Source organism: Streptomyces sp. NPDC088097 (assembly GCF_044741845.1).
GTDB lineage: Bacteria > Actinomycetota > Actinomycetes > Streptomycetales > Streptomycetaceae > Streptomyces.
Genome location: NZ_JBIUTJ010000009.1, coordinates 210,430 through 232,385, shown reverse-complemented (window position 1 = coordinate 232,385; position 21,956 = coordinate 210,430). Strand labels below are relative to the sequence as shown.

The following is a 21,956-nucleotide window of genomic DNA, read 5'->3' as shown; positions in this document are numbered from 1 at the left end:
GCAACGCTTTCCCCTCCAGGACCGGCAGCCCCGGGCCCGGCTCGTTCCGGCCGGTAACTCGCCACTATCACCGGACATTTGACCGAATCGGCGCACCCTTCCCGCCTCCCGTTCGGCTCATGATGAAAAGACTCGTATGTCCAGGGAGGCGAAGTGATCGAACCTGGCAACAGCACCACGAGCACCAGCGACACCGGCCACTCGGCCCGCTCCGGCCACATCGGCGTCACGGGCAACGGCTCGCGCATCAGGAGCGGCGCAGCCACCCCCCTCACGGTCGGGGTCGAGGAGGAGTTCCTCCTCGTCGACTCCCGCACCCTTCGGGTGGTCCCGGCCGCGCCCCTCGTCCTCGCCACGGCCGCCGGACTCCCCCACCAGGTGCACCCCGAGGGGACCCGCTATCAGGTGGAGATCGCCACCCCGGTCGCCGACTCGGCGTCCACTCTGCGCGAGGAACTGGCCGCGCTGCGGCGCACCCTCGCCGCGGCCGCCCGGGAGCACGGCTGCCGGCTGCTGGCCGCGCCCTCGCCCGTCGTGGCCCTGGAGGGGCCGCCGCACCTGACCGACGACGAACCGCGCCAGCGCGAGCAGCACCGGCGCTTCGGCGCCCTGACCGACACCCTGGTCAGCTGCGGCCGTCACGTCCACATCGGCACCCTCGACGTGGACACGGCGGTCGCCGTCTCGAACCGGGTCAGACGCTGGCTGCCCACGCTGATCGCGCTGGCGGCCAACTCCCCCTTCTGGAACGGCCGTGACACCGGCCACTCCAGTTGGCGGGCGGTGGCCTGGTCGGGCTGGCCCTCCGCGGGCCTGCCTCCGCACTTCACCTCCACGGCCCACTTCCGGCGCTCGGTGCAGACCCTGCTCGACTCCGGGGCGGCCCTCGACACCAAGATGGTCTACTGGGACCTCCGCCCCTCGGGGCACTGGCCGACGCTCGAATTCCGGGCGCCCGACATGTCCCCGGACCTCGACACGGCCGTCCTCCAGGCGGAGCTGGCCCGGGCCCTGGTGGCCACGGCCCTGCGCGAGATCGCGGAGCACCGGCCGGATCCACCCGTACGGGACGACGTACTGCGCCTCGCGCGCTGGCGGGCGGCGCACGACGGCCTGGAGGGCTTCGGCCTGGATCCGTACACGGGCGCGGAACTCCCCGCGGCCGACCTGGCGGAGGCCCTGCTCGACCTGGTCGCCCCGGAACTGGCCGCCGCCGGCGACCTCGACCACGCGGCCAAGGCCCTGGCGTCCCTCCTGCGCGACGGCTCGGGCGCCCACCGCCAACGCACGGCCTTCGCGCGCCGCCAGGATCTGACGGACGTACTGCGCCTCCTCGCGGACGAAACGGAGGCTTTCTAGCCGGGCACCCCCTCCCCCACGCACGCCAAAGCCGCAGGTGCACGAGGTTCTGCACCTGCGGCTCGCGGTGGGTCGGGGGGGCGCGCCCATCCGGTCGACCGCGCGGCGGGTCTGCCCTCCGGGCCCGGGTGCGGCTGGAACCATGCCTCCATGGCATCCCGGGCAGGCACGGCCGAGAGTACGGCGAAGGCGCGACTCGTCCTGTTGGCGCTCGCGTCCGGTCAGTTCCTGATGGCGCTCGACAGCTCCGTCATGAACGTCTCCATCGCCACGGTGGCCGAGGACGTGGGCACGACCGTGACGGGCATCCAGGGCGCGATCACCGCCTACACCCTCGTGATGGCGATGTTCATGATCCCCGGCGGCAAGGTCGGGGCGTTGATCGGTCGCAAACGTTCGTTCATGATCGGCTGCTGCGTTTACGGGGCCGGGTCCCTCACCACGGCGCTCGCACCGAACCTGCCCGTGCTGCTGCTGGGCTGGGCGTTCCTGGAGGGAATCGGAGCGTCGCTGATCCTGCCCGCGATCGTGGCGCTCGTCGCGGGGAACTTCGCCGTCGAACGCCGTCCTGCCGCCTACGGACTCGTCGTGGCGGCAGGGGCCGTGGCGATCGCGGTCGGACCGCTCATCGGCGGTGTCGCGACGACGTACTTCTCCTGGCGGTGGGTCTTCGCCGGGGAGGTCCTGGTGGTGCTCGGCATCCTCGTGCTCGCGCGCCGCATCGCGGACGCCCCGCCCGGTGAACGCCGGAGCATCGACTACGTGGGCGCCGTGGTCTCCGCGCTCGGGCTCGGGATCTTCGTCTACGGCGTGCTCCGGTCCGACGAGTGGGGCTGGTTCCAGCCGAAGCCCGACGCCCCCTCGTGGCTCGGGGTCTCCCTGACGACGTGGCTGATGCTGGCGGGTCTGGCACTGATCCGGCTCTTCCTCCACTGGGAGGCCAAGGTCGTCGAGCGGGGCCGGGATCCCCTGATCGATCCCGGCATGCTGCGGAACAGGCAGCTCAGCGGCGGCCTGACGATGTTCTTCTTCCAGTACCTCGTACAGATGGGCGTGTTCTTCGTCGTCCCGCTCTACCTGTCCGTCGCCCTGGGCCTGTCGGCACTGCAGACCGGCGCCCGCCTCCTGCCGCTCTCGGTGAGCCTGCTGGCGGCCGCGACCCTGATCCCGCGCTACCTCCCGGACGCCTCGCCCCGGCGGGTGGTGCGGCTCGGGATCCTCGCGCTGCTCGCGGGAGCGGTGGTCCTGATGGCCGCGCTCGACGCGGACGCCGGCGCGGAGGTCGTCACCGTCCCCCTCCTGCTGATCGGGCTCGGCATGGGCGCGCTCGCGTCCCAGCTCGGGTCGGTCACCGTGTCCGCGGTGCCGCAGGCCCAGAGCGCGGAAGTCGGCGGCGTACAGAACGCCGTCACCAACCTCGGCGCCTCGATCGGTACGGCACTGGCCGGATCGGTCATGATCGCCGCCCTCGCCACTTCCTTCCTGACCAGCGTCGAGGCGAATCCGGCGGTCCCCGACAGCGTGACGAGCCACGCGACCGTCCAGCTCCAGAGCGGCGCACCCTTCCTGTCCGACGCCCAGCTCAAGACCGCCCTCGACAAGGCCGGCACGAGCGCCGAGGTGTCCGAGGCCGTGCTGGAGGCGAACGCCGGCGCCAGGCTCGACGGCCTTCGGGCGGCGCTCGCCATCCTGGCCCTCGCCGCTCTGCTCGCCCTCTTCTTCACCCAGCGGATCCCGTCGGCCCAGCCGCGCTCGACGGAGCCATGACCGCTGCCCGCGCGCGCCGTGCGGGGGCAGGTCCGGGCGCGCAGCATGGAGACATGGCTGTCGTCCCCTCGGCACGGACCCGCTCCGCGGCTGTCGCAGCCCTGCTGGCAGCTGCCTTGAGCGCCGTGTCGGGCGGCCCCGCCCATGCCTTCACCGGCGTCAACCACGAGGACATCACCCGGGCCGCACTGCCCTGGGAGCCCGTCACACTGAACGCGATGGCCGACGCCCGCGACGGGGCGGTCAATGCCAACGACCACCGCCCCTACTTCGACGTCGGCCCCTTGCACTGCGACAACGCCGACTATCTCGACCCCCGCTACGCCCCCGGCTACCCACGCACCCGGGACGAGGCCACGACCGAGCTGCTTGCCTGCATCCGTACCTCCGTGGCCCGCTTCCGCGACGCGGTCCGGGCCGCCGACGGCCTCGTCGACGCCGACGGAGCGGTGCGCGCCGACCGGATCGACCTCTCCTCCCCCTGCACGTGGGACGAGAAGGCCGCCGGGCGACCCAAATGCGCCGTCCTCGAACAGCTCGGCCGCGGCTGGCACCAGATCGAGGACTTCTACTCCCACTCCAACTGGAGCGACCGGGCCGCTCCCGGGCCGATCGGCCTCGACAACCCGCCCGGCCTGGAGCGTACGGACCTCGCGCCGTTCCTCGACATCCGCCGCTACAGCGCCATGAAGGACGCCGACTGGACCCGGGACGCGAGGGAGCGCATCCCCGCCGATCTCGCCACCGGCTGCTACACCGACTTCGATTCCACCGGCGTCAAGCCCGCCGACTGCGACGGCCGCGTCTCCCACAACCGCGCCCTGAACAAGGACACCCCCGCATCCGCCCGCTCGAAGACCGGCGACAACTTCCGCCGCGCGACGGCCGGGGCCACCGCCGAGGTCACCCGCCAGTGGAACGACTTCAAGGCCGAGCTGCTCACGGCGTACCCCGATCACCGGCGCGGCGCACAGATGATCTGCGCGCTCGTCCACGACGACCCGGCCACCGCCTGCCCCTGACCGCCCGGAACTCAGGCGGTGAGCTCGTAGAGGCTCCTGCCCACGGTCCACAGGCCGAGGACGAGGCAGGTGACGACGATCGCCTGTTCCTTGTGCTGGTCCAGCCATAGGCGCAGCCCCGTCAGGGCATGCTGGGCGCGCTGTGGCGCGAACACCATGTACAGCTCCATGGTCAGCAGGGTGGACGTCGCCAGGACGCAGAAGGCCAGGAGCGCCAGGTACGACTCCCCGTGGGAGAGGTCGGCCTCCACGACCGTGGTCGCGGCGACGCCGACCATCCCCCAGGGCTGGAGGAGGACGGCGAGCGAGGCCGCGGACCACACCGTGACCTCGTCCACCCTGGAGGTCTTCGGGCTCTTCGGGCTCTTCGGGCCTTGGGACGCCACCGGCTTCTCATCCGTCGTGCCGTCGGGGGCGGCGGACGTACGTCGTCGACGCCGCTTGCGCTCGCTGTACACGATCAGTCCGAGCCCGAGGACCAGCTTGACCACGAGTACGGCGGTGGAGGGAGGGGAGCGCGGCGGGGGCGGCTCCCCGTCGGTGAGGAGCAGCACGATGGCGATCACGGCTACCAGGCACGCGAGCCAGGCGAGGATGAACGCCAGCCCCTTCCGCACCCCGCGGGGCGCCGACACGACCACGACGAACGCCGCGATCGGCAACGGGTAGAGCGTGATGACCAGGCCGATGGTGAGCAGGTCGAGCACCATGGCAACGTTTCCGGCTTATGCCGCGAGGACCTTGGCCTTGGCCTGCTCGAACTCGGCGGCCGTGATGTCGCCCTTGTTCTTGAGCTCGGCGAGACGGGCGAGCTCCTCCGCCTGACCGGTGGCGCCGCCGGCGGTCTGCTGTACGTAGGAGCGGAACTCCTGCTCGCTGCGCTGCATCCGTGCCAGCTCGCGTTCGCCCATCCCGCGACCGCGGGCGATCAGGTACACGAACACCCCGAGGAACGGCAGGATGATGACGAAGATGGTCCACCCCGCCTTGCCCCAGCCGCCCAGGTCATCGTCGCGGAAGATGTCGCCGATGATCCGGAAGAGCAGCATGAACCAGAGGACCCACAGGAAGATCATCATCATGGTCCAGAACATGTTCAGGAGCGGGTAGTCCACCGCCAGGTTCAGCATCGACTCGTTCATGGGGCGCCTCCGTGTTGACTGTGTGCACAGACATCGATCGCGGCGTCAGGCCGCTTGGGGGGCGAAGGGGAGCAGCTCGTCCCTTCCCGGCTGTACGACGCCGTAGCTGCTCTCCGGCACCTCGTTCCACGCACCGGGCAGGTCACCGAGGGGCTCGGACACGATGAGGCGGGTCTCGTCGGACACGTCCCGCAAGAACGCCACGTCAGGGTGCAACCTGCGCAGGGTGTCCACGAGGCTGCTGTAGAACAGCGACCTGGATTCACCCTTGCTGGAGTAGCGGAAGGCCCAGACGCGCTCGCCGTCGGTCACGGCGACGGTCATCTGGAGCGGGAACTCCACACCCTGCTCGCGCCCGATGCGTTCCACGACCCCCGCCATCCGCGCCACGGCGCCGGGCGGGTCCTGGTCCAGGCCGAAGGTGACCGCGAGGTAGAACATCACCTCGGAGTCCGTCGTTCCCTCGATGTCGTTGAACAGCGCGGGGTCGACGAGCAGGCAGAGTTCGCGGCGCATGAGGTGGAAACCGGCGATGGAGCCGTTGTGCATCCACAGCCAACGGCCGTGCCGGAAGGGATGGCAGTTCGTCTGCTGCACCGCCGTTCCGGTCGACGCCCGGATGTGGGCGAAGAACAGCGGGGATTGGACGTGGTCCGCGATCTCCCGCAGGTTGCGGTTGTTCCAGGCGGGCCCTACGTCCCGCAGGACCGCCGGTGTGCCGCCGTTCTCCGTGTACCACCCGACGCCGAACCCGTCGCCGTTGGTCGTCTCCACACCGAGTTTGGAGTGCAGGCTCTGGTCGATCAGCGAGTGCGCCGGCTTGTACAGGATGGTGTCGAGCAGGAGAGGCGTCCCCGAGTAAGCGAGCCATCGGCACATGAATGATCACCGTTCCTCGTTGTCCAGCAGGGTCCGACGACCGTTCCCCGGCCAGAGCCGAGGGCGAATCCCGCCGGACCCACCGGCAGTCTCATCGTCTGCCCTTCCCCCGGTGATCGCCACGCGGGCGGGAGCGGGCCCGGCAGTGCACGGGATTCGGCCGCCCTGAGCAGGAAGTCGCAGGTCAAACGGCTAGACCTGCGCTTCTGCCGACCATGCCGTCGCCGGTCTCGCCGGCCTCGCCGGACTGCGTGGGCGTTCGCGAGTCCCGCGCGTTCGGTCTTGCGCCTTCGCCCTAAGGGCGGGACAGCCCTTAGGCAAGCAGCTTGGCCTTCTGCGCGGCGAACTCCTCCTCGCTCAGAACGCCTCCGTCTCTCAGGTCGCCGAGTTGTTTGAGCTGTTCGATCTTGGTGCTCATGTCGTCGACGGGGGCAGCGGGAGTCGCCGCCACGGGCTCCGGCGGGGCCGCCTGTTGCTGCTGTTGCGGTTCCCCCTGCTGGGCCCAACGGCCCGCCTGGCGGCGCGAGACACGGTTGGACACCGCGGTCGCCGTTCCGGCGACCACGGCTGTACGGGCGACACCACGAAGGAGTCCGGGCATGATCGTTCATCTCCCAGAGGAAGGGGACGGATTGTCGCGGCCGGTTCGCACCGTGGACCTTCAGGCTGCCGGGCAGCCAGGCGGCTAGGCAGCCGCCGGCCCGCCCGGCTCGATGGCTTCGGCCGAAGCCAGCAGGGCGTCGACGGGGATGCGGCCACTGGCCACCAACTGGGCGCCGCCGCGCCGCAAGGCACCGGCCAAGGGGGCGGCCCAGACGTTCTCGTACACAAGTACGGCGGCGGAGTTGCCGGGCTCCAGAGCGGCACCCGCCTCCTCGACGTCGCCCTGGTCCAGCAGGCCGGACGTCGCGCCCACGAAGACGGACAGGTCGGCCTGGTCGCCGGACTCCACGAGTTCGACCACGGCAACCGCGCCGTCCAAGTCCTTCCGGATGAAGACCAGGTCGAGGATGCGGATCACGCCGCGATCGACGAGGTCGACGAGCAGGGGCAGACCTTCGCCTGTCATCCGGCTGCCCGGGAACTCAACGATCAGGTAGTCGACGGGGCCCATCTCAGCCGTTTCGTCGCTCATGGTCACTCCTTCCGAGCCGTCGCGGCCCAGCCCGTCCGAGGTGCCGGGGTGAACGACGCACGGCGGCGCGGGACCCTCCAGATCCATTCCAGCATCCATCCGAGGGCGGCGCATGTCCGGGCGGTACGGGGCCGGTCGGCGCGGGACCGGTCCGCGCCGGCCCCCGCCTCGTGGCCGGGTCAGGTGACCGGATCGCACATGCCCCGCCCGGTCGGCCACGGGCCGACGAGGAGGGAGTGCGTGACGATCCACTGGTCCTGGAGCGGGCGGGCCGACGCCCGACGACGCTCCGCTCGTACCGGTCTCGTACCGGCACCACATCGACGACCACCTCGTGCCGCGCCCCGGCCGCACACACCTGCGCGACCCGCCAAAGCCTTGAGGTCGGCTCTCCTGATGGCACGACAGGCCCTGATGGCACGACAGACTCCGGAAACGCCAAAGCCGCAGGTGAGATCGTTTCTTCACCTGCGGCTCGCAGTGGGGCGGGTGGGACTCGAACCCACGGCCGACGGATTATGAGTCCGCTGCTCTAACCGGCTGAGCTACCGCCCCTTTACGGCGTGGCGCGTACATGTGTGCGCGCCGTCTGCCGCAGCATAGCCGCTCATACGATCTCCTGCCTCGGATGCGTCGCATGATCGGCTTCGCCTGTTCAGAGAGACTTCGCTGACGGCTGCCCGGTTCCGGGATCCGGGCAAAAAAGAAAGAGGACCCGCGCGGGGTCCTCTTCTCTTTGCTCCCCCGACTGGACTCGAACCAGTAACCTGCCGATTAACAGTCGGCTGCTCTGCCAATTGAGCTACAGGGGACCGCGCTCCCCCGACTGGACTCGAACCAGTAACCTGCCGATTAACAGTCGGCTGCTCTGCCAATTGAGCTACAGGGGATTGAAGCGGTGCATCGAACGGCCCACCTCCGGCCTTGCCGGGGGGCGAGCGCTCGCTGCGAGTCATAGATTAGCGCAAGCAGGGGGGTGCTCCGCCAATCGGTATCTGCGGCCGGTCGGGCACCACACGACGAAGGGTGACAGGCATGCGGTACAAGGTCGCTTTCGTGGGCGGACTGGCCCTCGGATACGTGCTCGGGACCCGGGCGGGGCGCGAGCGCTACGAGCAGCTGAAGAAGTCCGCGCGGGAGATCGCGCAGCACCCGGTGGTGCGCAACGCCGCCGAGACGGCCGGGCAGAGCGGGCGCCAGTTCGCGGGCAAGGCGTTCGCCGTCGTGGGCGACAAGGTGGGCGACGCGGTGCCGGACTCCCTGGCCCAGCGGGTACGGACGCTGCGCGGCCGATCCGGCTCCGGCGGCGCCGAGGACGAGTGGGGCACCACCAACACCTGAGGTCACCGCGAGGGGGCCCGTACCGGATGGGCCCAGTACCGGACGGGGCGAGTCCGGCCCGGCGTGCGGCAGAATTCTCCACATGGGGATAGTCGCCGGGCTGGACAGCTCTTCCACCTTCACTCGCATCGTCGTCTGTGACACGGACACGGGCGCCGTGCTGCGCCAGGGCTACGCGCCCCATCCGCAGCCCACCGGCGAGCCCGTTCCCCACGAGACCGATCCACAGGCCTGGCTGCTCTCCCTCGGGGAAGCCGCGGGCGGAGGGCTGCTGGAGGGCGTCCAGGCCATCGGGGTCTGCGCCCAGCAGCACGGTGTGCTGCCGCTGGACGCGCAGGGCGCCCTGGTGCGGCCCGCCCTCGTCGGCAACGACAAGCGCGGGCAGGTCGCCGCAGCCGAGCTGATCGAGGCCCTCGGCGGTCGCGAGGCGTGGGTCGCCGCGGTGGGTTCGGTGCCGCACTCCGCGCAGCCCGTCGCGAAGCTGGCCTGGTTGGCCCGCAACGAGCCGGAGGCCGCGCGCCGGGTGGCCGTGGTGATGTCCCCGCACGACTGGCTCGTCTGGCAGTTGCTCGGCCGGCCCGCCCGCCGCACCACCGACCGGGCCGGCGCCTCCGGGACCGGCTACTGGTCGGCGGCCACCGGTTCCTACCGCCCCGACCTGGTCGAGCTGGCGCTCGGGCACCGGGCGCTGCTGCCCGAGGTGCTCGGCCCGAGCGACGCCGCCGGGATGACCCCCGAGGGGCTGCTCATATCCGCCGGCACCGGGGAGACCATGGCCGCCGCGCTCGGGCTGGGGCTCGGGCCGGGGGACGCGGTGGTCTCGCTCGGCGCCTCCGGTTCGGTGATGGCCGTGCACCACGAGGCGGTCTACGAGCCCGGTGGCCTCGTCACCTCGATGGCCGACGCGGGCGGCATGCACCTGCCCGTGGTGAACACCTCCAACGCCGTGCGCGCCCTGCGCGGCACCGCCGAACTGCTCGGCACCGACCTGGAGGGCCTGAGCGCGCTCGCGCTGAAGTCGACCCCGGGCGCCCACGGCCTCGTGCTCCTGCCGTACCTGGAGGGCGAGCGGACCCCGAACCTGCCGCACACCGCCGGGACCCTGTCCGGGCTGCGCCGGGACTCGATGAAGCCCGAGCACCTGGCGCGGGCCGCCTTCGAGGGCATGCTGTGCGGGCTCGTCGACGCCCTCGACGTGCTGCGCCGACGCGGCGTGCCGATCCGGCGGGTGTTCCTGCTGGGCGCGGCAGCCGAGCTGCCCGCCGTACAGGCCGCCGCTCCCGGGCTGTTCGGGACGCAGGTGGTCGTCCCCGCCCCCGCCGACTACGCCGCTCTGGGCGCCGCCCGCCAAGCGGCGTGGGCGCTCGGGGCGCACCAGGGGACCCTGGCCCCGCACACCCCGCCGGTGTGGCCGGCCCCCGCGGCCCAGGTGTTCGAGCCGGGCGAGGAGTTGCCGGCCTGGCAGGCGGTGCGCCAGCAGTACGTGACGACGCGGGAGCAGCTGCACCCCGGGGCGTTCCCGGACGCGTTCTAGGGGGCGCGCTCCAGGGGGCGTACCCGGCGTGCTCCGGGGGCGCGTCGGGACCCGTACGGCGGCGGCCCGGGACCGCGGTCCCGTGGACCTCATCCTTTTGACCGGGCTTTGCGAAAACCGGTGGGGATCAAGCCGCCGGTTGGCAGAAGATGGACCGAACCCCCTCGATCATGCCGACCGGAGCCTGCGCGTGCTCATACGACTTTTGCGGACCCATCTGGGTCCGTACCGCAAACCGATCGCCCTTCTGGTGCTGCTACAGCTCCTCCAGACCAGTGCGAGCCTCTACCTGCCCACCCTCAACGCCGACATCATCGACAACGGTGTCGTCAGCGGTGACACGGGTTACATCCTGCGCTTCGGCGCGCTGATGCTCGGCGTCTCGCTCGTCCAGCTCGTCTGCAACGTCGGGGCCGTGTACTACGGCGCCCGCACCGCGGCCGCCGTCGGCCGTGACGTGCGCGCCGCCGTCTTCGACCGGGTGCAGAGCTTCTCCGCCCGCGAGCTCGGGCAGTTCGGCGCACCGTCGCTGATCACCCGGACGACGAACGACGTCCAGCAGGTGCAGATGCTGGTCCTGATGACCTTCACCCTGATGGTCTCGGCTCCGATCATGTGCGTCGGCGGCATCGTGATGGCGCTCTCCCTCGACGTGAAGCTGTCGGGCGTCCTGCTGGCCGTGGTGCCCGTGCTCGGTCTGTCGGTCGGTGCGATCGTCTTCAGGACGCGCCCGCTGTTCCGACAGATGCAGGTACGCCTGGACACCGTGAACCGGGTGCTGCGCGAGCAGATCACCGGCAACCGGGTGATCCGCGCCTTCGTCCGCGACGGCTACGAGGAGGAGCGCTTCCGGCAGGCGAACGCCGACCTGACGGCCGTCTCGCTCGCCTCGGGCAAGCTGCTCGCGCTGATGTTCCCCACGGTGATCGTGGTCGTGAACATCTCCAGCGTGGCCGTGATCTGGTTCGGCGCGATGCGCGTGGACAGCGGCGGCATGGAGATCGGGCAGCTGACGGCGTTCCTCGCCTATCTGATGCAGATCGTCATGTCCGTGATGATGGCCACCTTCATGTTCATGATGGTGCCCCGCGCCGAGGTCTGCGCCGAGCGCATCCAGGAGGTCCTCGACACCGACTCCAGCGTGGTCCCGCCGGCCGAGCCGGTGCGCGAGCTGTCCCGCAGCGGGCAGCTTGAGCTGCGCGCCGCCGACTTCCGCTACCCGGGCGCCGAGGCGCCGGTGCTGCGCGGGGTGGACCTGGTGGCCCGCCCCGGCGAGATCACCGCCGTGATCGGCTCGACCGGCAGCGGCAAGTCCACCCTGCTCGGCCTGGTCCCGCGGCTGTTCGACGCGACCGGCGGCGACGTGCTGGTCGACGGGGTCGACGTACGCCGGCTCGATCCGGAGCTGCTGGCCAGGACGGTCGGCATGGTCCCGCAGAAGCCGTACCTGTTCTCCGGGACCGTCGCCACGAACCTGCGCTACGGGCGCCCCGACGCCTCCGACGAGGAACTGTGGCAGGCCCTGGAGGTCGCTCAGGCCAAGGGCTTCGTCTCCGAGCTGGAGGGCGGGCTGGACGCGCCCATCTCTCAGGGCGGCACGAACGTCTCCGGCGGCCAGCGCCAGCGCCTGGCCATCGCCCGCACCCTGGTGCAGCGGCCGGAGATCTACCTCTTCGACGACTCCTTCTCCGCCCTGGACTACGCGACGGACGCGGCGCTGCGCGCGGCGCTCGCCCGCGAGACCGAGGAGGCGACGGTGGTCATCGTCGCCCAGCGGGTCTCCACGATCCGTGACGCCGACCGGATCATCGTCCTGGACGAGGGACAGGTCGTGGGCGAGGGACGCCATCACGAGTTGATGGCCGACAACGAGACCTACCGGGAGATCGTGCTCTCCCAGCTGACGGAGGCGGAGGCCGCATGAGCGGGCCCGGAGGACGGATGATGACGGGCCCGGTCCAGAGGTCCATGGACTTCAAGGGATCGGGCAAGCGGCTCCTGGGCCAGTTGGCGCAGGACCGCAAGAAGCTGTGGGGCATGATCGCGGCCGTGGTCGCCAGCGTGGGCTGCGCGGTCGTCGGACCGAAGATCCTCGGCGAGGCGACCGACCTGGTCTTCGCGGGGATCGTCGGCCGGCAGATGCCCGCGGGCCTCACCAAGGAGCAGGCCCTGGAGGGGCTGCGGGCCAAGGGTCAGGGCGGGATGGCGGACATGCTGTCCGGCACCGACTTCACCCCGGGCCAGGGCATCGACTTCGGCGCCGTGGGCGTCGTGGCGATCTGGGCGCTGGTGGTGTTCACGCTGGCGGGCCTGATGATGCTGGTCGCGACCCGGCTGTCGAACCACGTGATGAACGGCACCGTCTACCGGATGCGCGAGGAGCTCCAGGCGAAGCTGTCGCGGCTTCCGCTGTCGTACTTCGACCAGCAGAAGCGCGGCGAGGTGCTCAGCCGGGCGACGAACGACATCGACAACATCGGTCAGACGCTCCAGCAGACGATGGGGCAGCTGCTGAACTCGCTGCTGACGATCGTCGGCGTGCTGGTGATGATGTTCTGGATCTCGCCGCTGCTGGCGCTGGTCGCGCTGGTGACCGTGCCGGTGTCGGTGCTGGTCGCGGCCAAGATCGGCAAGCGGTCGCAGCCCCAGTTCGTCGCGCAGTGGAAGACCACCGGCGCGCTGAACGCCCACGTCGAGGAGATGTACTCCGGCCACACGCTGGTGAAGGTCTTCGGTCGGCAGAAGGAGTCGGCGGCGCTCTTCGCCGAGCAGAACGAGGAGCTGTACCGGGCTTCGTTCAAGGCGCAGTTGGTCAGCGGGATCATGCAGCCGGTGATGTTCTTCATATCGAACATCAACTACGTGCTGATCGCGGTCGTCGGTGGTCTGCGGGTGGCCTCGGGCACCCTGTCCATCGGTGACGTGCAGGCCTTCATCCAGTACTCGCGCCAGTTCTCGATGCCGCTGACGCAGGTGGCGTCCATGGCGAACCTGGTCCAGTCGGGCGTTGCCTCGGCGGAGCGGGTGTACGAGCTGCTGGACGCGGAGGAGCAGGAGCCGGACGCGGTGGTTCCGGAGCGTCCCGAGACCCTGCGCGGCCAGGTCACCCTGGACAAGGTGGCCTTCCGCTACGAGCCCGACAAGCCGCTGATCGAGAACCTGTCGCTGAGCGTGGAGCCGGGCCAGACCGTGGCGATCGTCGGCCCGACGGGCGCCGGCAAGACCACGCTGGTCAACCTGTTGATGCGGTTCTACGAGGTCACGGGCGGGGAGATCGCGCTCGACGGCGTGGACATCGCGAAGATGACCCGCGAGGAACTGCGCGGCGGCATCGGCATGGTCCTCCAGGACACCTGGCTGTTCGGCGGCACCATCGCGCAGAACATCGCCTACGGCGCCTCGCGCGAGGTCACGCGCGAGGAGATCGAGGAGGCCGCGCGGGCGGCCCACGCGGACCGCTTCGTCCGTACCCTGCCCGACGGCTACGACACGGTGCTCGACGACGAGGGCGCCGGGGTCAGCGCCGGTGAGAAGCAGCTGATCACCATTGCCCGGGCCTTCCTGTCGGACCCGGTGATCCTGGTCCTCGACGAGGCGACCAGCTCGGTGGACACCCGTACCGAGGTCCTGATCCAGAAGGCGATGGCGCGCCTGGCGCACGGCCGGACGTCCTTCGTGATCGCGCACCGGCTGTCGACGATCCGCGACGCCGACGTGATCCTGGTGATGGAGAACGGTTCGATCGTGGAGCAGGGTTCGCACGAGGAACTGCTGTCCTCGGACGGCGCGTACGCCCGGCTGTACGCGGCGCAGTTCGCGCAGGCGGTGGCCGAGGTCGACTGAGGTCGACCGGGTCGCCGGCGCGACCGCACGGGTGGGGGCGTCCTTCGGGGCGCCCCTTCCCCGTGGGCGGGACGGTCAGTCGAGGTAGCCGCGGAGCTGGTCGGCGAAGGCGTGGTCGCGCAGCTTGGCGAGGGTCTTGGACTCGATCTGGCGGATCCGCTCGCGGGTCACGCCGAAGATCCGGCCGATCTCCTCCAGCGTGCGGGGGCGGCCGTCGGCCAGTCCGTAGCGCAGCTGGACCACCTTGCGTTCGCGCTCGCCGAGGGTGGACAGCACCGCTTCCAGGTGTTCGCGCAGCAGGAAGAAGGCGGCGGACTCCATGGGCGAGGCGGCGTCTCCGTCCTCGATGAGGTCTCCGAGGGCGACATCGTCCTCCTCGCCGACGGGGGCGTGCAGGGAGACGGGCTCCTGGGCGAGGCGGAGCACCTCCAGCACCCGTTCCGGGGTCAGCTCCAGGTGGACGGCGACCTCTTCGGCGGTGGGCTCGTAGCCGCGTTCCTGGAGCATGCGGCGCTGGACCCGGATGACGCGGTTGATCAGTTCGACGACGTGGACGGGAACGCGGATGGTCCGGGCCTGGTCGGCGAGGGCCCGGGACATCGCCTGCCGGATCCACCAGGTGGCGTAGGTGGAGAACTTGTAGCCCCGCGCGTAGTCGAACTTCTCGACGGCCCGGATCAATCCGAGGTTGCCCTCCTGGACCAGGTCGAGCATGGTGAGCCCGCGGCCGACGTAGCGCTTGGCGACGGAGACGACGAGGCGCAGGTTCGACTCGATGAGGCGGCGCTTGGCCATCCGGCCCATGACGACGAGCCGGTCGAGGTCGAAGGCCAGCCGGGAGTCGAGGTCGGCGGAGCCGGTGAGCTTCTCCTCGGCGAAGAGTCCCGCTTCCACCCGGCGGGCGAGGTCGACCTCCTCGGCGGCGGTGAGCAGCGGGATCCTGCCTATCTCGCGCAGGTACTGGCGGAAGAGGTCGGCGGAGGGCCCGGCCGAGCCGTCGGTGTCCCGAGGGCGTGGGCGGGGCGCGGGGGCCGGCTCCATGAGCTCCGCCACCTCGGGTTCCTCGTCGGACCCGGCGGGGTCCACCTCGTCCGTCTCCGCGGCTTCTTCCGCTTCCGGGGCTTCCGGTTCTGCGGCTTCTTCCGGTTCTGGGGCTTCGTCCACGGCCTCGTCCACCGGTTCGGCCTCGGGGATGGTGACGGCACCGGCTGCGACGACTGCGCCGCGGTCGGCGTGGCTCACGTTCGCGGTCAGGGTCCGGGTCTGCACGGGGGCGACCTCCAGGGCTCCGAGGACGGGGGACCGCACCTCAGTGTGGGGTACGACACATCGCGGCCACGAGGGGCGTGCGGGCACTTTCTGAGACCGGTGCGTGACCGGATGGTTACCCCCCGACGAGAACCCCGATGCGGATCGGACGCATGTCCGAGATGATCGACGCCATGTCTTCGCACGGAACCTACGAAACCCACGTGACGGTCCGCTGCCCGGACGCGGCGGAACTCGCGCGGCTCGAATCCTGGGCGGCAGCGCGGGAGTTGAAGGTCACGCACATCGTGCTGGCCCGGGGCCTGACGGTCTCGCAGCCGATGCTGACGCTCCCGGACCGCACGGGGCACGAGCGGTTGGTGCCCCAGTTGCGGGCGGCCGGCTTCGACCCGGTCCGCGTCAAGGTCGAGACGGTTCCCTGGAGCACGGAGGCCCCGGGGCCGGGCGGGGGCTACTACGAGCACCACCTGAAGCTGCTGCTGCCGACCGGCTACGACCAGCGGGCGCTGGAGGCGTTGGTGGTCCCGCACGCGGCGCACGTGTCCTGGAACGCCCGCCGCCTGCTGCCCGGCCCGAGCGGACTGCACGAACGTTTCGTCAGCCAGCGCGTGCGGGGTACGGCCTCACGGGCGACGGCGGCGTGCGACCGGCTGATCGCGGAGCTGGTGGAGGCGGGGTACGAGATCCGCTCCGAGGAGCGGGAGTTCGTGCTGTACGACAGCGACCTGTCGGTGGACGACGGATGGATCGAGGAGGAGGCGGGCGGATGAGTTGGCAGGAGTTCGGCTGGAGGTCCGAGGTGCTCCCCCGGGAGCCGCTGGAGGAGGAGACCCGGGCCGGGCTCGCACTCCCCCGCACCCTGCGGCCGGTCGCGGGGGACGACGTACGGCAGCGGGCGGTGTTCGACCCCGCGCTGAAGCACTTGGCCCGGGCCTACCGGGGCGCCGACCCGGTGTTCGACGACCCGGCGCGGACGAGGGCCTGGGCGGTGGCGCGGAGGGCGGCGATGGACGCCGTGCTGGAGGGCGTCGCGCGGTCCCCCTGGGTGGACGCGCTGGTCCTGCGCGGCAGCGTCCTGCTGGCCCGGTGGTGCGGGGAGGCCGCGCGGGAGCCCGGCGATCTGGACTTCGTGGTCGTGCCGCACACCTGGGCGGTCGACGACGGGCGCACGGGTGAGATGTTGGAGGGCATCGCCGCCGCCGCGGACGGGCGGGCCGGTCTCCGGGCCTCGGGGGCCGTCCGCGAGGGCATCTGGACCTACGACCGGGTGCCCGGACTGCGGATGGTGCTGCCCTGGGAGGTGCCGGGGCTCCCGGCCGGGCAGGTGCAGCTCGACTTCGTCTTCAACGAGCGGCTGCCGGCTCCCCCCGAGCCGGTGGAACTGCCCGGCGGGGCCGCGGTGCGGGCGGCCTCACCGGCCCTGTCGCTGGCGTGGAAGCTGCTGTGGCTGGTGAGCGACATGCACCCGCAGGGCAAGGACCTGTACGACGCCGTCCTGCTCGCGGAGCGGTACGCGCTGCCGTACCCGCTGCTGGAGGAGGTGTTCCGGTCGGCCCCGGAGCGCCCGCTGCCGAACCCCGAGGTCTCCCTGGCGGACATCGCCGCCTACGGGAGCGTCGGCCACGAGTGGCGCCACTTCGCGGCCGAGTACCCGGGGCTCGCCGGCTCCGAGGAACACTGGGCCGCGCGGCTTCTGACAGCCCTGGAACCCACGTTCCGGGGGCGCTAGGCGGGGGCGGCGGGTGCCGGGGCGGCGGGTTCGTCCGGGCGCCGGTCAGGCCATCCAGAAGAAGACGGCCGTCATCCGTTTGTCCTCCAGGGTGGTGCCCCAGTAGCCGGTGGCGCTGTGGATCAGGTTGGCGGAGTAGAGCAGCAGGCGGTTGTAGCGGTGCGGGACGCGGACGTCCTCGGTGAAGGAGTCCTCCGGGACGAAGCGGGTGCCGAGGGCGTCGACCAGGTTGTTGTGCGGGGCCAGGACCTGGTTGCCGCCGAGGGTCCCGCCGGGGAGGCTCTGGCGGTAGAAGCTGGTGCCGCGGTCCTTGGGGACGTCCCGGCCGAGGTAGAGCACGGCGGCGTACCGGCACAGGCTCCGGGAGTCGGTGTGGGGGCGGGCCTCGCACTCGCCCTCGCCCACCACCTGCACGCAGTTGTGGTTGAAGGTCCCGGCGCCCGCCGGCTTCTCGGGCCAGATCCGCGGCGCCCCGGTGGTCTTGCGCACCAGCCGTTCCACGAGGGCCAGTTCGGCGGGCTCCAGGGCCGGCATGGCCCGCAGCCCCGGCCAGGGTTCGGGCTTGAGCGGGGCGCCCTGGACCCAGTCCTCCTTGGCCAGGCACCGGGCCCGCACGGCGTCCGGGTCGGGCAGTACGTCGTCCAGGACCCAGTAGTCGCGGCCCCGGGTCGGCTTGCGGTACGGAAGCACCCGCACGGCCTGCGCGGCCGGGGGCTGAGCAGGTCGAAACACCATGCGGGGAACGCTAGTTGGCACCTCCGGGGGCCTCTCCAAAGCGGTGCCCAAGACTCCGGCAAGAGATGGTCTCGGCCTCTTGGGCATCCCGTTACGTCCGGCGCGTCGGGCGTCGGCCGTTCGACGTCGGGCGTCCGGCGCGTCGGGCGTCCGGCACCCGGCCTCGGGCATCCGGCGTCGGGCGCCTCGGCGGTGTCACGGGCGCGGGGCCCGCGCGATCACTGGCCCGTCAGGTACTTCACGGTCAGGCCGGCCGTCCAGCCGCCGTCCACCGCCAGTTCGGCGCCCGTCATGTAACCGGCGGCGTCCGAGAGCAGGAAGGCGACGGCGGCGGCTATCTCCTCGGGGACCCCGACCCGGCCCAGCGGGGCGCCGGGGTAGTTGCCCTCGCCGGCCTCGATGCCGATCGGGGCGGTCATCGGGGTCAGTGTCATCCCCGGGTGCACGGAGTTGACGCGGATCCCCGCCTCGGCGAGTTCGACCGCACCGATCTTCGACAGCCCGCGCACGGCCCACTTCGAGGCGCCGTATCCGGCGGTGAGGGCGAGGCCGGTGAGGCCCGCCGCCGAGGAGATGTTGACGATGGAGCCGCCCCCGCTCGCCCGCAGCAGCGGGATCGCGGCCTTGATGCCGATGAACACACCGACCAGGTTGATCTCGACGACCCGGCGGAAGTGCTCGACGCTCTCGTGCTCCAGGAACTGGCCCGTGGAGATGCCGGCGTTGTTGACGAGCCCGTCGATCCGGCCGAACTCGGCCACGGCGTACTCCAGGGCCGCCCGCCAGTCGTCCTCGCTGGTCACGTCGTGCCGCAAGAAGCGGGCCGCGTCCCCGAGCTTGGCCGCGGTCTCGGCGCCCTCGGCCTCCAGCACGTCGGTGAGGAGCACCCTGCCACCGCCGTCGACGACCGCCTGCGCGGTCGCCGCGCCCAGGCCCCGGGCTCCACCGGTGACGACGACGACCTTGCCGCTCAGATCCACTACAGCCACGGTTCCACACCCCAGACAGACACATCGGTATATGACTAATCGGAATAGCCGATCGCGTCGTCAGTCTGCCAGAGCACCCAGCGCCCGCGACACCCCCTGCTCCTTCGGCCCGAGGAACCTGGGCTCCGGTTCGAAGGTGGCGTCGAGGGCCGCCTTGCCCGCCGCGAAGACCTCGCGGACCCCGCCGTAGTACCAGGTGGCGTCGTGCACGTCCTGGACCCCGACCCCGTAGGAGTCCACGCCCGCCGCCTGGCACAGGGCCACCGCCCGGCGTATGTGGAACCCCTGGCTGACCAGCACCGCGCGGTGCACCCCGAAGATCTCCCGGACCCGGACGCAGGAGTCCCAGGTGTCGAATCCCGCGTAGTCGCTGACGATCCGGTCCTCCCGTACGCCGTGCCCCTTGAGGTAGGTCCGCATCGCACCCGGCTCGTCGTACGCGTCACGGCTGTTGTCCCCCGTGACCAGGACCACCTTCACCTTGCCCGTGCGGTACAGCTCGACCGCCGCGTCGAGCCGGTCGGCCAGGTACGGGGTCGGGCGGCCGTTCCACAGGCCCGCCCCGAACACCACCGCCACCCCGGCCTCGGGCGCCCCGGCCGTCGTCCCGACCCGGTCGGCGGCCGCCGCGTGGGTCCACGCCGAGGGCAGCAGCGTCAGCACGCACAGCCCCATCACCGCCTGGACGGCCCTGCGCCGCGCCCGTACCGAGCCCGGCCACCCCCACCGCGAAGCCTTCGACCTCTTCCGCTCGTCCATGACCGATCCCCCCTCGTTCCACACGTCGTTCGCACGGATTGACGAACCGCCCGGGCCCCCCAGTTCCACCCGCACCACCTTTCACCCGTACGAATGAGCGAGTGAGCGGGCGGAAACGACCCGTCACCCCGGCGCAACGCCCTCGCAACCTCGGCCCCGCAGGATCGGTTCATGACGGAGCCGGTGCACCCTCCCGAAAGCCCTCCCCTCCCCTCCACCCTCCCCTTCGGCAGCGCGACCGAGCTGCTGACCCGGATCACCGACCAGCTCGGCGCCCAGCTCGGCGGTCTGCGCCCGCCCCGCGCCCGGTACCACGGAGACCGCCCATGCAGCCCACCCTCGTCGCCGTGGCCCACGGCAGCCGCGACCCCGGCGCCCTCCCCACCGTCCTCGCGCTCCTGGAACAGGTCCGCGAGCTCCGCCCCCGCCTCGACGTACGGCTCGGTCACATCGAGCTGAACGCCCCCCTGCTCGGCGACACCCTGCGCGCGCTGCCCGACGCGACCGGGGCCGTGCTCGTACCGCTGCTGCTCGGCCGCGGCACCCACGTCAAGCGGGACCTCCCGGCCGCCGCCGCCCGCGCCGGGCACCTGCGGATCCGGGTCGCCGCCCCCCTCGGACCGCACCCCCTGCTGGTGGAGGCCCTGGTCGAGCGGCTCGTGGAGGCCGGCTGGACCCCGGGCACCGCCGTGGTGCTCGCCGCCGCCGGGTCCCGCGACCCGGACTCCGCCGCCGACACCCGCGAGGCCGCGGCCCTGCTGTCCGAGCGCCTCGACGGGATCCCCGTGGCCCCCGGCCACGCCTCCGGCGCCGGGCCGACGGTGCCCGAGGCCGTACGGTCCCTCGCCGCCCGGGGCCACCACCGGATCGCGGTCGCCTCCTACTTCGCCGCCCCCGGCCGCTTCGCCGCCGCGAGCGCGGCCGCCTCCCCCGGCCCGGCCTCCGCCCCGATCGGGGCCCACCCGGCGCTGGCCCGCCTCGTCCTCCACCGCTACGACGAGGCGCTGGCCCACCGCGTGGACCACCGGGAACTGGCCACCGCGTAAAGGCCGCGTAGGTTCGGATTGCTCGGATTGTCGGCCACTGCGGTTAACGTCTGAGGATGGAAGGCACCGCGCACGCCCCCGCCTACGAGTCCTACGACCCCGCCGCCACCGAGCGATGGGCCCCCGAGCCCGACAAGCGACCCGGCCGCACCGCCTTCCAACGCGACCGCGCCCGCGTGCTGCACTCCGGCGCGCTGCGCCGCCTCGCCGGCAAGACCCAGGTGGTCACCCCGGGCACCCGTTCCTACGACTGGGACGCGAGCCCCCGCACCCGTCTGACGCACTCGCTGGAGTGCGCGCAGGTCGGTCGCGAGCTCGGCGCCGCCCTCGGCTGCGATCCCGACCTCGTCGAGGCGGCCTGCCTCTCCCACGACATGGGCCATCCGCCGTTCGGGCACAACGGCGAGGAGGCGCTCAACGAGTTCGCCAAGGACTGCGGCGGCTTCGAGGGCAACGCCCAGTCGCTGCGCCTGCTGACCCGTCTGGAGCCCAAGCGGTTCGTCACCGACCCCGCGACCGGCACCCTCGTCAGCGTCGGCCTCAACCTCACCCGGGCCTGCCTGGACGCCGCCACCAAGTACCCGTGGGCGCGCGGCGACCACCCCACCGACCCCGGTTCGGTGAAGTTCGGCGCCTACGAGGACGACCTGCCCGTCTTCGCCTGGCTGCGGCGCGGCGCGCCCGCCGACCGCAAGTGCTTCGAGGCCCAGGTCATGGACTGGGCGGACGACGTCGCGTACTCCGTGCACGACTTCGAGGACGGCCTGCACGCCGGGCACCTCGACCCCAACCTGCTCTTCGCCGAGCCCGAGCGCGCCGCCATCTGGCAGGTCGCGATCGGCCGGTACGTACCGGCCGACACCTCCCCGGAGGAACTGCGCGAGGCGCTCGACCGTTTGATGGAGCAGGAGTGGTGGCCCCACGGCTACGACGGCTCGGCGGTGGCCCAGGCCCGGCTGAAGGACGCCACGAGCCAGCTGATCGGCCGGTTCTGCCTGGCGGCGGAGGGCGCCACCCGGGCGGCGTACGGTTCCGGCCGACTGACCCGCTACACCGCCTCGCTGGTGGTCCCGCGCGAGGCGCGCAACGAGTGCGCCGTCCTCAAGGCGGTCGCCGACCTGTACGTGATGCAGCGCGACGAGCAGGAGCGGCTGCGGGCCGACCAGCGCGTCGTCCTGGCCGAACTGGCCGACGCCCTCAGCGCCCGCGCCCCGGAGGGTCTGGACCCGCAGTTCCGGGCGATCTTCGACGCGGCGCCGGACGACAAGGCACGCAAACGCGCGGTCGTCGACCAGATCGCCTCGCTCACGGACGCGGCGGCGCGCTCCCTGCACGCCCGCCTCAGCAGACGCGGACGACGCGCCGAAGGGTGAGCCGATCGGGCCATCCCCCCTTCACGCGGCAGGC

At 71.7% G+C, this 21,956-nt stretch carries 20 protein-coding genes and 3 tRNA genes; 11 read left to right on the top strand and 12 right to left on the bottom strand.

Going from position 1 to position 21,956, the window contains the following annotated elements; all coding sequences use genetic code 11:
- The first annotated feature begins 153 nt into the window (after positions 1-153).
- From ACIOD1_RS24640 to ACIOD1_RS24630, 3 genes are all read left to right on the top strand, one after another.
- Positions 154-1,359, top strand: a complete 1,206-nt coding sequence (locus tag ACIOD1_RS24640; protein WP_401904621.1) for a glutamate--cysteine ligase — start codon at positions 154-156, stop codon at positions 1,357-1,359.
- A gap of 150 nt (positions 1,360-1,509) precedes the next feature.
- On the top strand, positions 1,510-3,126 hold the full coding sequence (locus ACIOD1_RS24635; protein ID WP_365614392.1) for an MFS transporter: 1,617 nt from the start codon (positions 1,510-1,512) through the stop codon (positions 3,124-3,126).
- A gap of 53 nt (positions 3,127-3,179) precedes the next feature.
- Positions 3,180-4,148, top strand: a complete 969-nt coding sequence (locus ACIOD1_RS24630) for a hypothetical protein (RefSeq protein ID WP_365614395.1) — start codon at positions 3,180-3,182, stop codon at positions 4,146-4,148.
- Between the two features lie 11 nt (positions 4,149-4,159).
- On the opposite strand, the gene ACIOD1_RS24625 is transcribed toward ACIOD1_RS24630, so the two are convergent.
- From ACIOD1_RS24625 to ACIOD1_RS24590, 8 genes are all read right to left on the bottom strand, one after another.
- Positions 4,160-4,858, bottom strand: a complete 699-nt coding sequence (locus ACIOD1_RS24625) for a GAP family protein (protein WP_401904617.1) — start codon at positions 4,856-4,858, stop codon at positions 4,160-4,162.
- A gap of 15 nt (positions 4,859-4,873) precedes the next feature.
- The gene (locus ACIOD1_RS24620) at positions 4,874-5,290 is read right to left on the bottom strand and encodes an SHOCT domain-containing protein (RefSeq protein WP_365614401.1); all 417 of its coding nucleotides are present in this window, start codon (positions 5,288-5,290) and stop codon (positions 4,874-4,876) included.
- Between the two features lie 45 nt (positions 5,291-5,335).
- Positions 5,336-6,169 (bottom strand): class II glutamine amidotransferase, encoded by an 834-nt coding sequence (locus ACIOD1_RS24615; RefSeq protein WP_365614404.1) that lies wholly within the window; start codon positions 6,167-6,169, stop codon positions 5,336-5,338.
- A 313-nt stretch (positions 6,170-6,482) separates the two neighbouring features.
- Positions 6,483-6,770: an SHOCT domain-containing protein gene (locus ACIOD1_RS24610; protein ID WP_401904614.1), complete on the bottom strand. Its 288-nt coding sequence runs from the start codon at positions 6,768-6,770 to the stop codon at positions 6,483-6,485.
- Between the two features lie 84 nt (positions 6,771-6,854).
- Entirely contained in the window at positions 6,855-7,304 is a 450-nt protein-coding gene (locus ACIOD1_RS24605) for a DUF6325 family protein (protein WP_365614410.1), read from the bottom strand.
- 481 nt (positions 7,305-7,785) lie between these two features.
- Positions 7,786-7,859: transfer RNA gene (locus ACIOD1_RS24600), tRNA-Ile, on the bottom strand.
- A gap of 184 nt (positions 7,860-8,043) precedes the next feature.
- Positions 8,044-8,116 (bottom strand) — tRNA-Asn (locus ACIOD1_RS24595).
- A gap of 5 nt (positions 8,117-8,121) precedes the next feature.
- Positions 8,122-8,194 (bottom strand) — tRNA-Asn (locus tag ACIOD1_RS24590).
- A gap of 145 nt (positions 8,195-8,339) precedes the next feature.
- Between ACIOD1_RS24590 and ACIOD1_RS24585 the strand changes: the two genes are divergently transcribed.
- From ACIOD1_RS24585 to ACIOD1_RS24570, 4 genes are all read left to right on the top strand, one after another.
- Entirely contained in the window at positions 8,340-8,645 is a 306-nt protein-coding gene (locus tag ACIOD1_RS24585; protein WP_365614413.1) for a YtxH domain-containing protein, read from the top strand.
- Positions 8,646-8,727: 82 nt separating this feature from the next.
- Entirely contained in the window at positions 8,728-10,179 is a 1,452-nt protein-coding gene (locus ACIOD1_RS24580) for an FGGY family carbohydrate kinase (protein WP_365614416.1), read from the top strand.
- 190 nt (positions 10,180-10,369) lie between these two features.
- On the top strand, positions 10,370-12,103 hold the full coding sequence (locus tag ACIOD1_RS24575; protein ID WP_365614418.1) for an ABC transporter ATP-binding protein: 1,734 nt from the start codon (positions 10,370-10,372) through the stop codon (positions 12,101-12,103).
- Positions 12,100-14,022 (top strand): ABC transporter ATP-binding protein, encoded by a 1,923-nt coding sequence (locus tag ACIOD1_RS24570; protein ID WP_365614420.1) that lies wholly within the window; start codon positions 12,100-12,102, stop codon positions 14,020-14,022. The genes ACIOD1_RS24575 and ACIOD1_RS24570 overlap by 4 nt, the downstream gene beginning before the upstream one ends.
- A gap of 75 nt (positions 14,023-14,097) precedes the next feature.
- On the opposite strand, the gene ACIOD1_RS24565 is transcribed toward ACIOD1_RS24570, so the two are convergent.
- Positions 14,098-15,330 carry an RNA polymerase sigma factor gene (locus ACIOD1_RS24565; protein ID WP_365614423.1) on the bottom strand — a complete coding sequence of 411 codons (1,233 nt, stop codon included), beginning with the start codon at positions 15,328-15,330 and terminating at the stop codon, positions 14,098-14,100.
- Between the two features lie 134 nt (positions 15,331-15,464).
- Here ACIOD1_RS24565 and ACIOD1_RS24560 point away from each other — a divergent pair, with 134 nt between their 5' ends.
- Positions 15,465-16,061, top strand: a complete 597-nt coding sequence (locus tag ACIOD1_RS24560; protein WP_401904609.1) for a hypothetical protein — start codon at positions 15,465-15,467, stop codon at positions 16,059-16,061.
- Positions 16,058-17,020, top strand: a complete 963-nt coding sequence (locus ACIOD1_RS24555; RefSeq protein ID WP_401904608.1) for a nucleotidyl transferase AbiEii/AbiGii toxin family protein — start codon at positions 16,058-16,060, stop codon at positions 17,018-17,020. Before ACIOD1_RS24560 ends, ACIOD1_RS24555 begins: the two co-directional genes overlap by 4 nt.
- A 45-nt stretch (positions 17,021-17,065) precedes the next feature.
- Here the strand turns inward: ACIOD1_RS24555 and ACIOD1_RS24550 are convergent, their stop codons facing one another.
- From ACIOD1_RS24550 to ACIOD1_RS24540, 3 genes are all read right to left on the bottom strand, one after another.
- Positions 17,066-17,755, bottom strand: coding sequence for a DUF6445 family protein (locus ACIOD1_RS24550; RefSeq protein WP_401904606.1), 690 nt, complete (start codon positions 17,753-17,755; stop codon positions 17,066-17,068).
- Positions 17,756-17,973: 218 nt separating this feature from the next.
- Positions 17,974-18,744, bottom strand: coding sequence for a glucose 1-dehydrogenase (locus ACIOD1_RS24545; protein ID WP_401904604.1), 771 nt, complete (start codon positions 18,742-18,744; stop codon positions 17,974-17,976).
- A gap of 60 nt (positions 18,745-18,804) precedes the next feature.
- Positions 18,805-19,503, bottom strand: a complete 699-nt coding sequence (locus ACIOD1_RS24540) for a vancomycin high temperature exclusion protein (RefSeq protein WP_401904602.1) — start codon at positions 19,501-19,503, stop codon at positions 18,805-18,807.
- A gap of 326 nt (positions 19,504-19,829) precedes the next feature.
- Here ACIOD1_RS24540 and ACIOD1_RS24535 point away from each other — a divergent pair, with 326 nt between their 5' ends.
- Positions 19,830-20,549 carry a sirohydrochlorin chelatase gene (locus tag ACIOD1_RS24535; RefSeq protein WP_365614441.1) on the top strand — a complete coding sequence of 240 codons (720 nt, stop codon included), beginning with the start codon at positions 19,830-19,832 and terminating at the stop codon, positions 20,547-20,549.
- Positions 20,550-20,605: 56 nt separating this feature from the next.
- Positions 20,606-21,922, top strand: coding sequence for a deoxyguanosinetriphosphate triphosphohydrolase (locus ACIOD1_RS24530; protein WP_401904600.1), 1,317 nt, complete (start codon positions 20,606-20,608; stop codon positions 21,920-21,922).
- Positions 21,923-21,956: the final 34 nt, after the last annotated feature.

Bases quoted from the DNA above. Each gene is read 5' to 3' on its own strand.
- ACIOD1_RS24620 (WP_365614401.1), bottom strand. From the start codon at position 5,290: ATGAACGAGTCGATGCTGAACCTGGCGGTGGACTACCCGCTCCTGAAC.
- ACIOD1_RS24555 (WP_401904608.1), top strand. From the start codon at position 16,058: ATGAGTTGGCAGGAGTTCGGCTGGAGGTCCGAGGTGCTCCCCCGGGAG.
- ACIOD1_RS24550 (WP_401904606.1), bottom strand. From the start codon at position 17,755: ATGGTGTTTCGACCTGCTCAGCCCCCGGCCGCGCAGGCCGTGCGGGTG.
- ACIOD1_RS24535 (WP_365614441.1), top strand. From the start codon at position 19,830: ATGCAGCCCACCCTCGTCGCCGTGGCCCACGGCAGCCGCGACCCCGGC.
- ACIOD1_RS24635 (WP_365614392.1), top strand. From the start codon at position 1,510: ATGGCATCCCGGGCAGGCACGGCCGAGAGTACGGCGAAGGCGCGACTC.
- ACIOD1_RS24540 (WP_401904602.1), bottom strand. From the start codon at position 19,503: ATGGACGAGCGGAAGAGGTCGAAGGCTTCGCGGTGGGGGTGGCCGGGC.
- ACIOD1_RS24530 (WP_401904600.1), top strand. From the start codon at position 20,606: ATGGAAGGCACCGCGCACGCCCCCGCCTACGAGTCCTACGACCCCGCC.
- ACIOD1_RS24605 (WP_365614410.1), bottom strand. From the start codon at position 7,304: ATGAGCGACGAAACGGCTGAGATGGGCCCCGTCGACTACCTGATCGTT.
- ACIOD1_RS24625 (WP_401904617.1), bottom strand. From the start codon at position 4,858: ATGGTGCTCGACCTGCTCACCATCGGCCTGGTCATCACGCTCTACCCG.
- ACIOD1_RS24560 (WP_401904609.1), top strand. From the start codon at position 15,465: ATGTCTTCGCACGGAACCTACGAAACCCACGTGACGGTCCGCTGCCCG.
- ACIOD1_RS24580 (WP_365614416.1), top strand. From the start codon at position 8,728: ATGGGGATAGTCGCCGGGCTGGACAGCTCTTCCACCTTCACTCGCATC.
- ACIOD1_RS24570 (WP_365614420.1), top strand. From the start codon at position 12,100: ATGAGCGGGCCCGGAGGACGGATGATGACGGGCCCGGTCCAGAGGTCC.
- ACIOD1_RS24615 (WP_365614404.1), bottom strand. From the start codon at position 6,169: ATGTGCCGATGGCTCGCTTACTCGGGGACGCCTCTCCTGCTCGACACC.
- ACIOD1_RS24630 (WP_365614395.1), top strand. From the start codon at position 3,180: ATGGCTGTCGTCCCCTCGGCACGGACCCGCTCCGCGGCTGTCGCAGCC.
- ACIOD1_RS24610 (WP_401904614.1), bottom strand. From the start codon at position 6,770: ATGCCCGGACTCCTTCGTGGTGTCGCCCGTACAGCCGTGGTCGCCGGA.
- ACIOD1_RS24585 (WP_365614413.1), top strand. From the start codon at position 8,340: ATGCGGTACAAGGTCGCTTTCGTGGGCGGACTGGCCCTCGGATACGTG.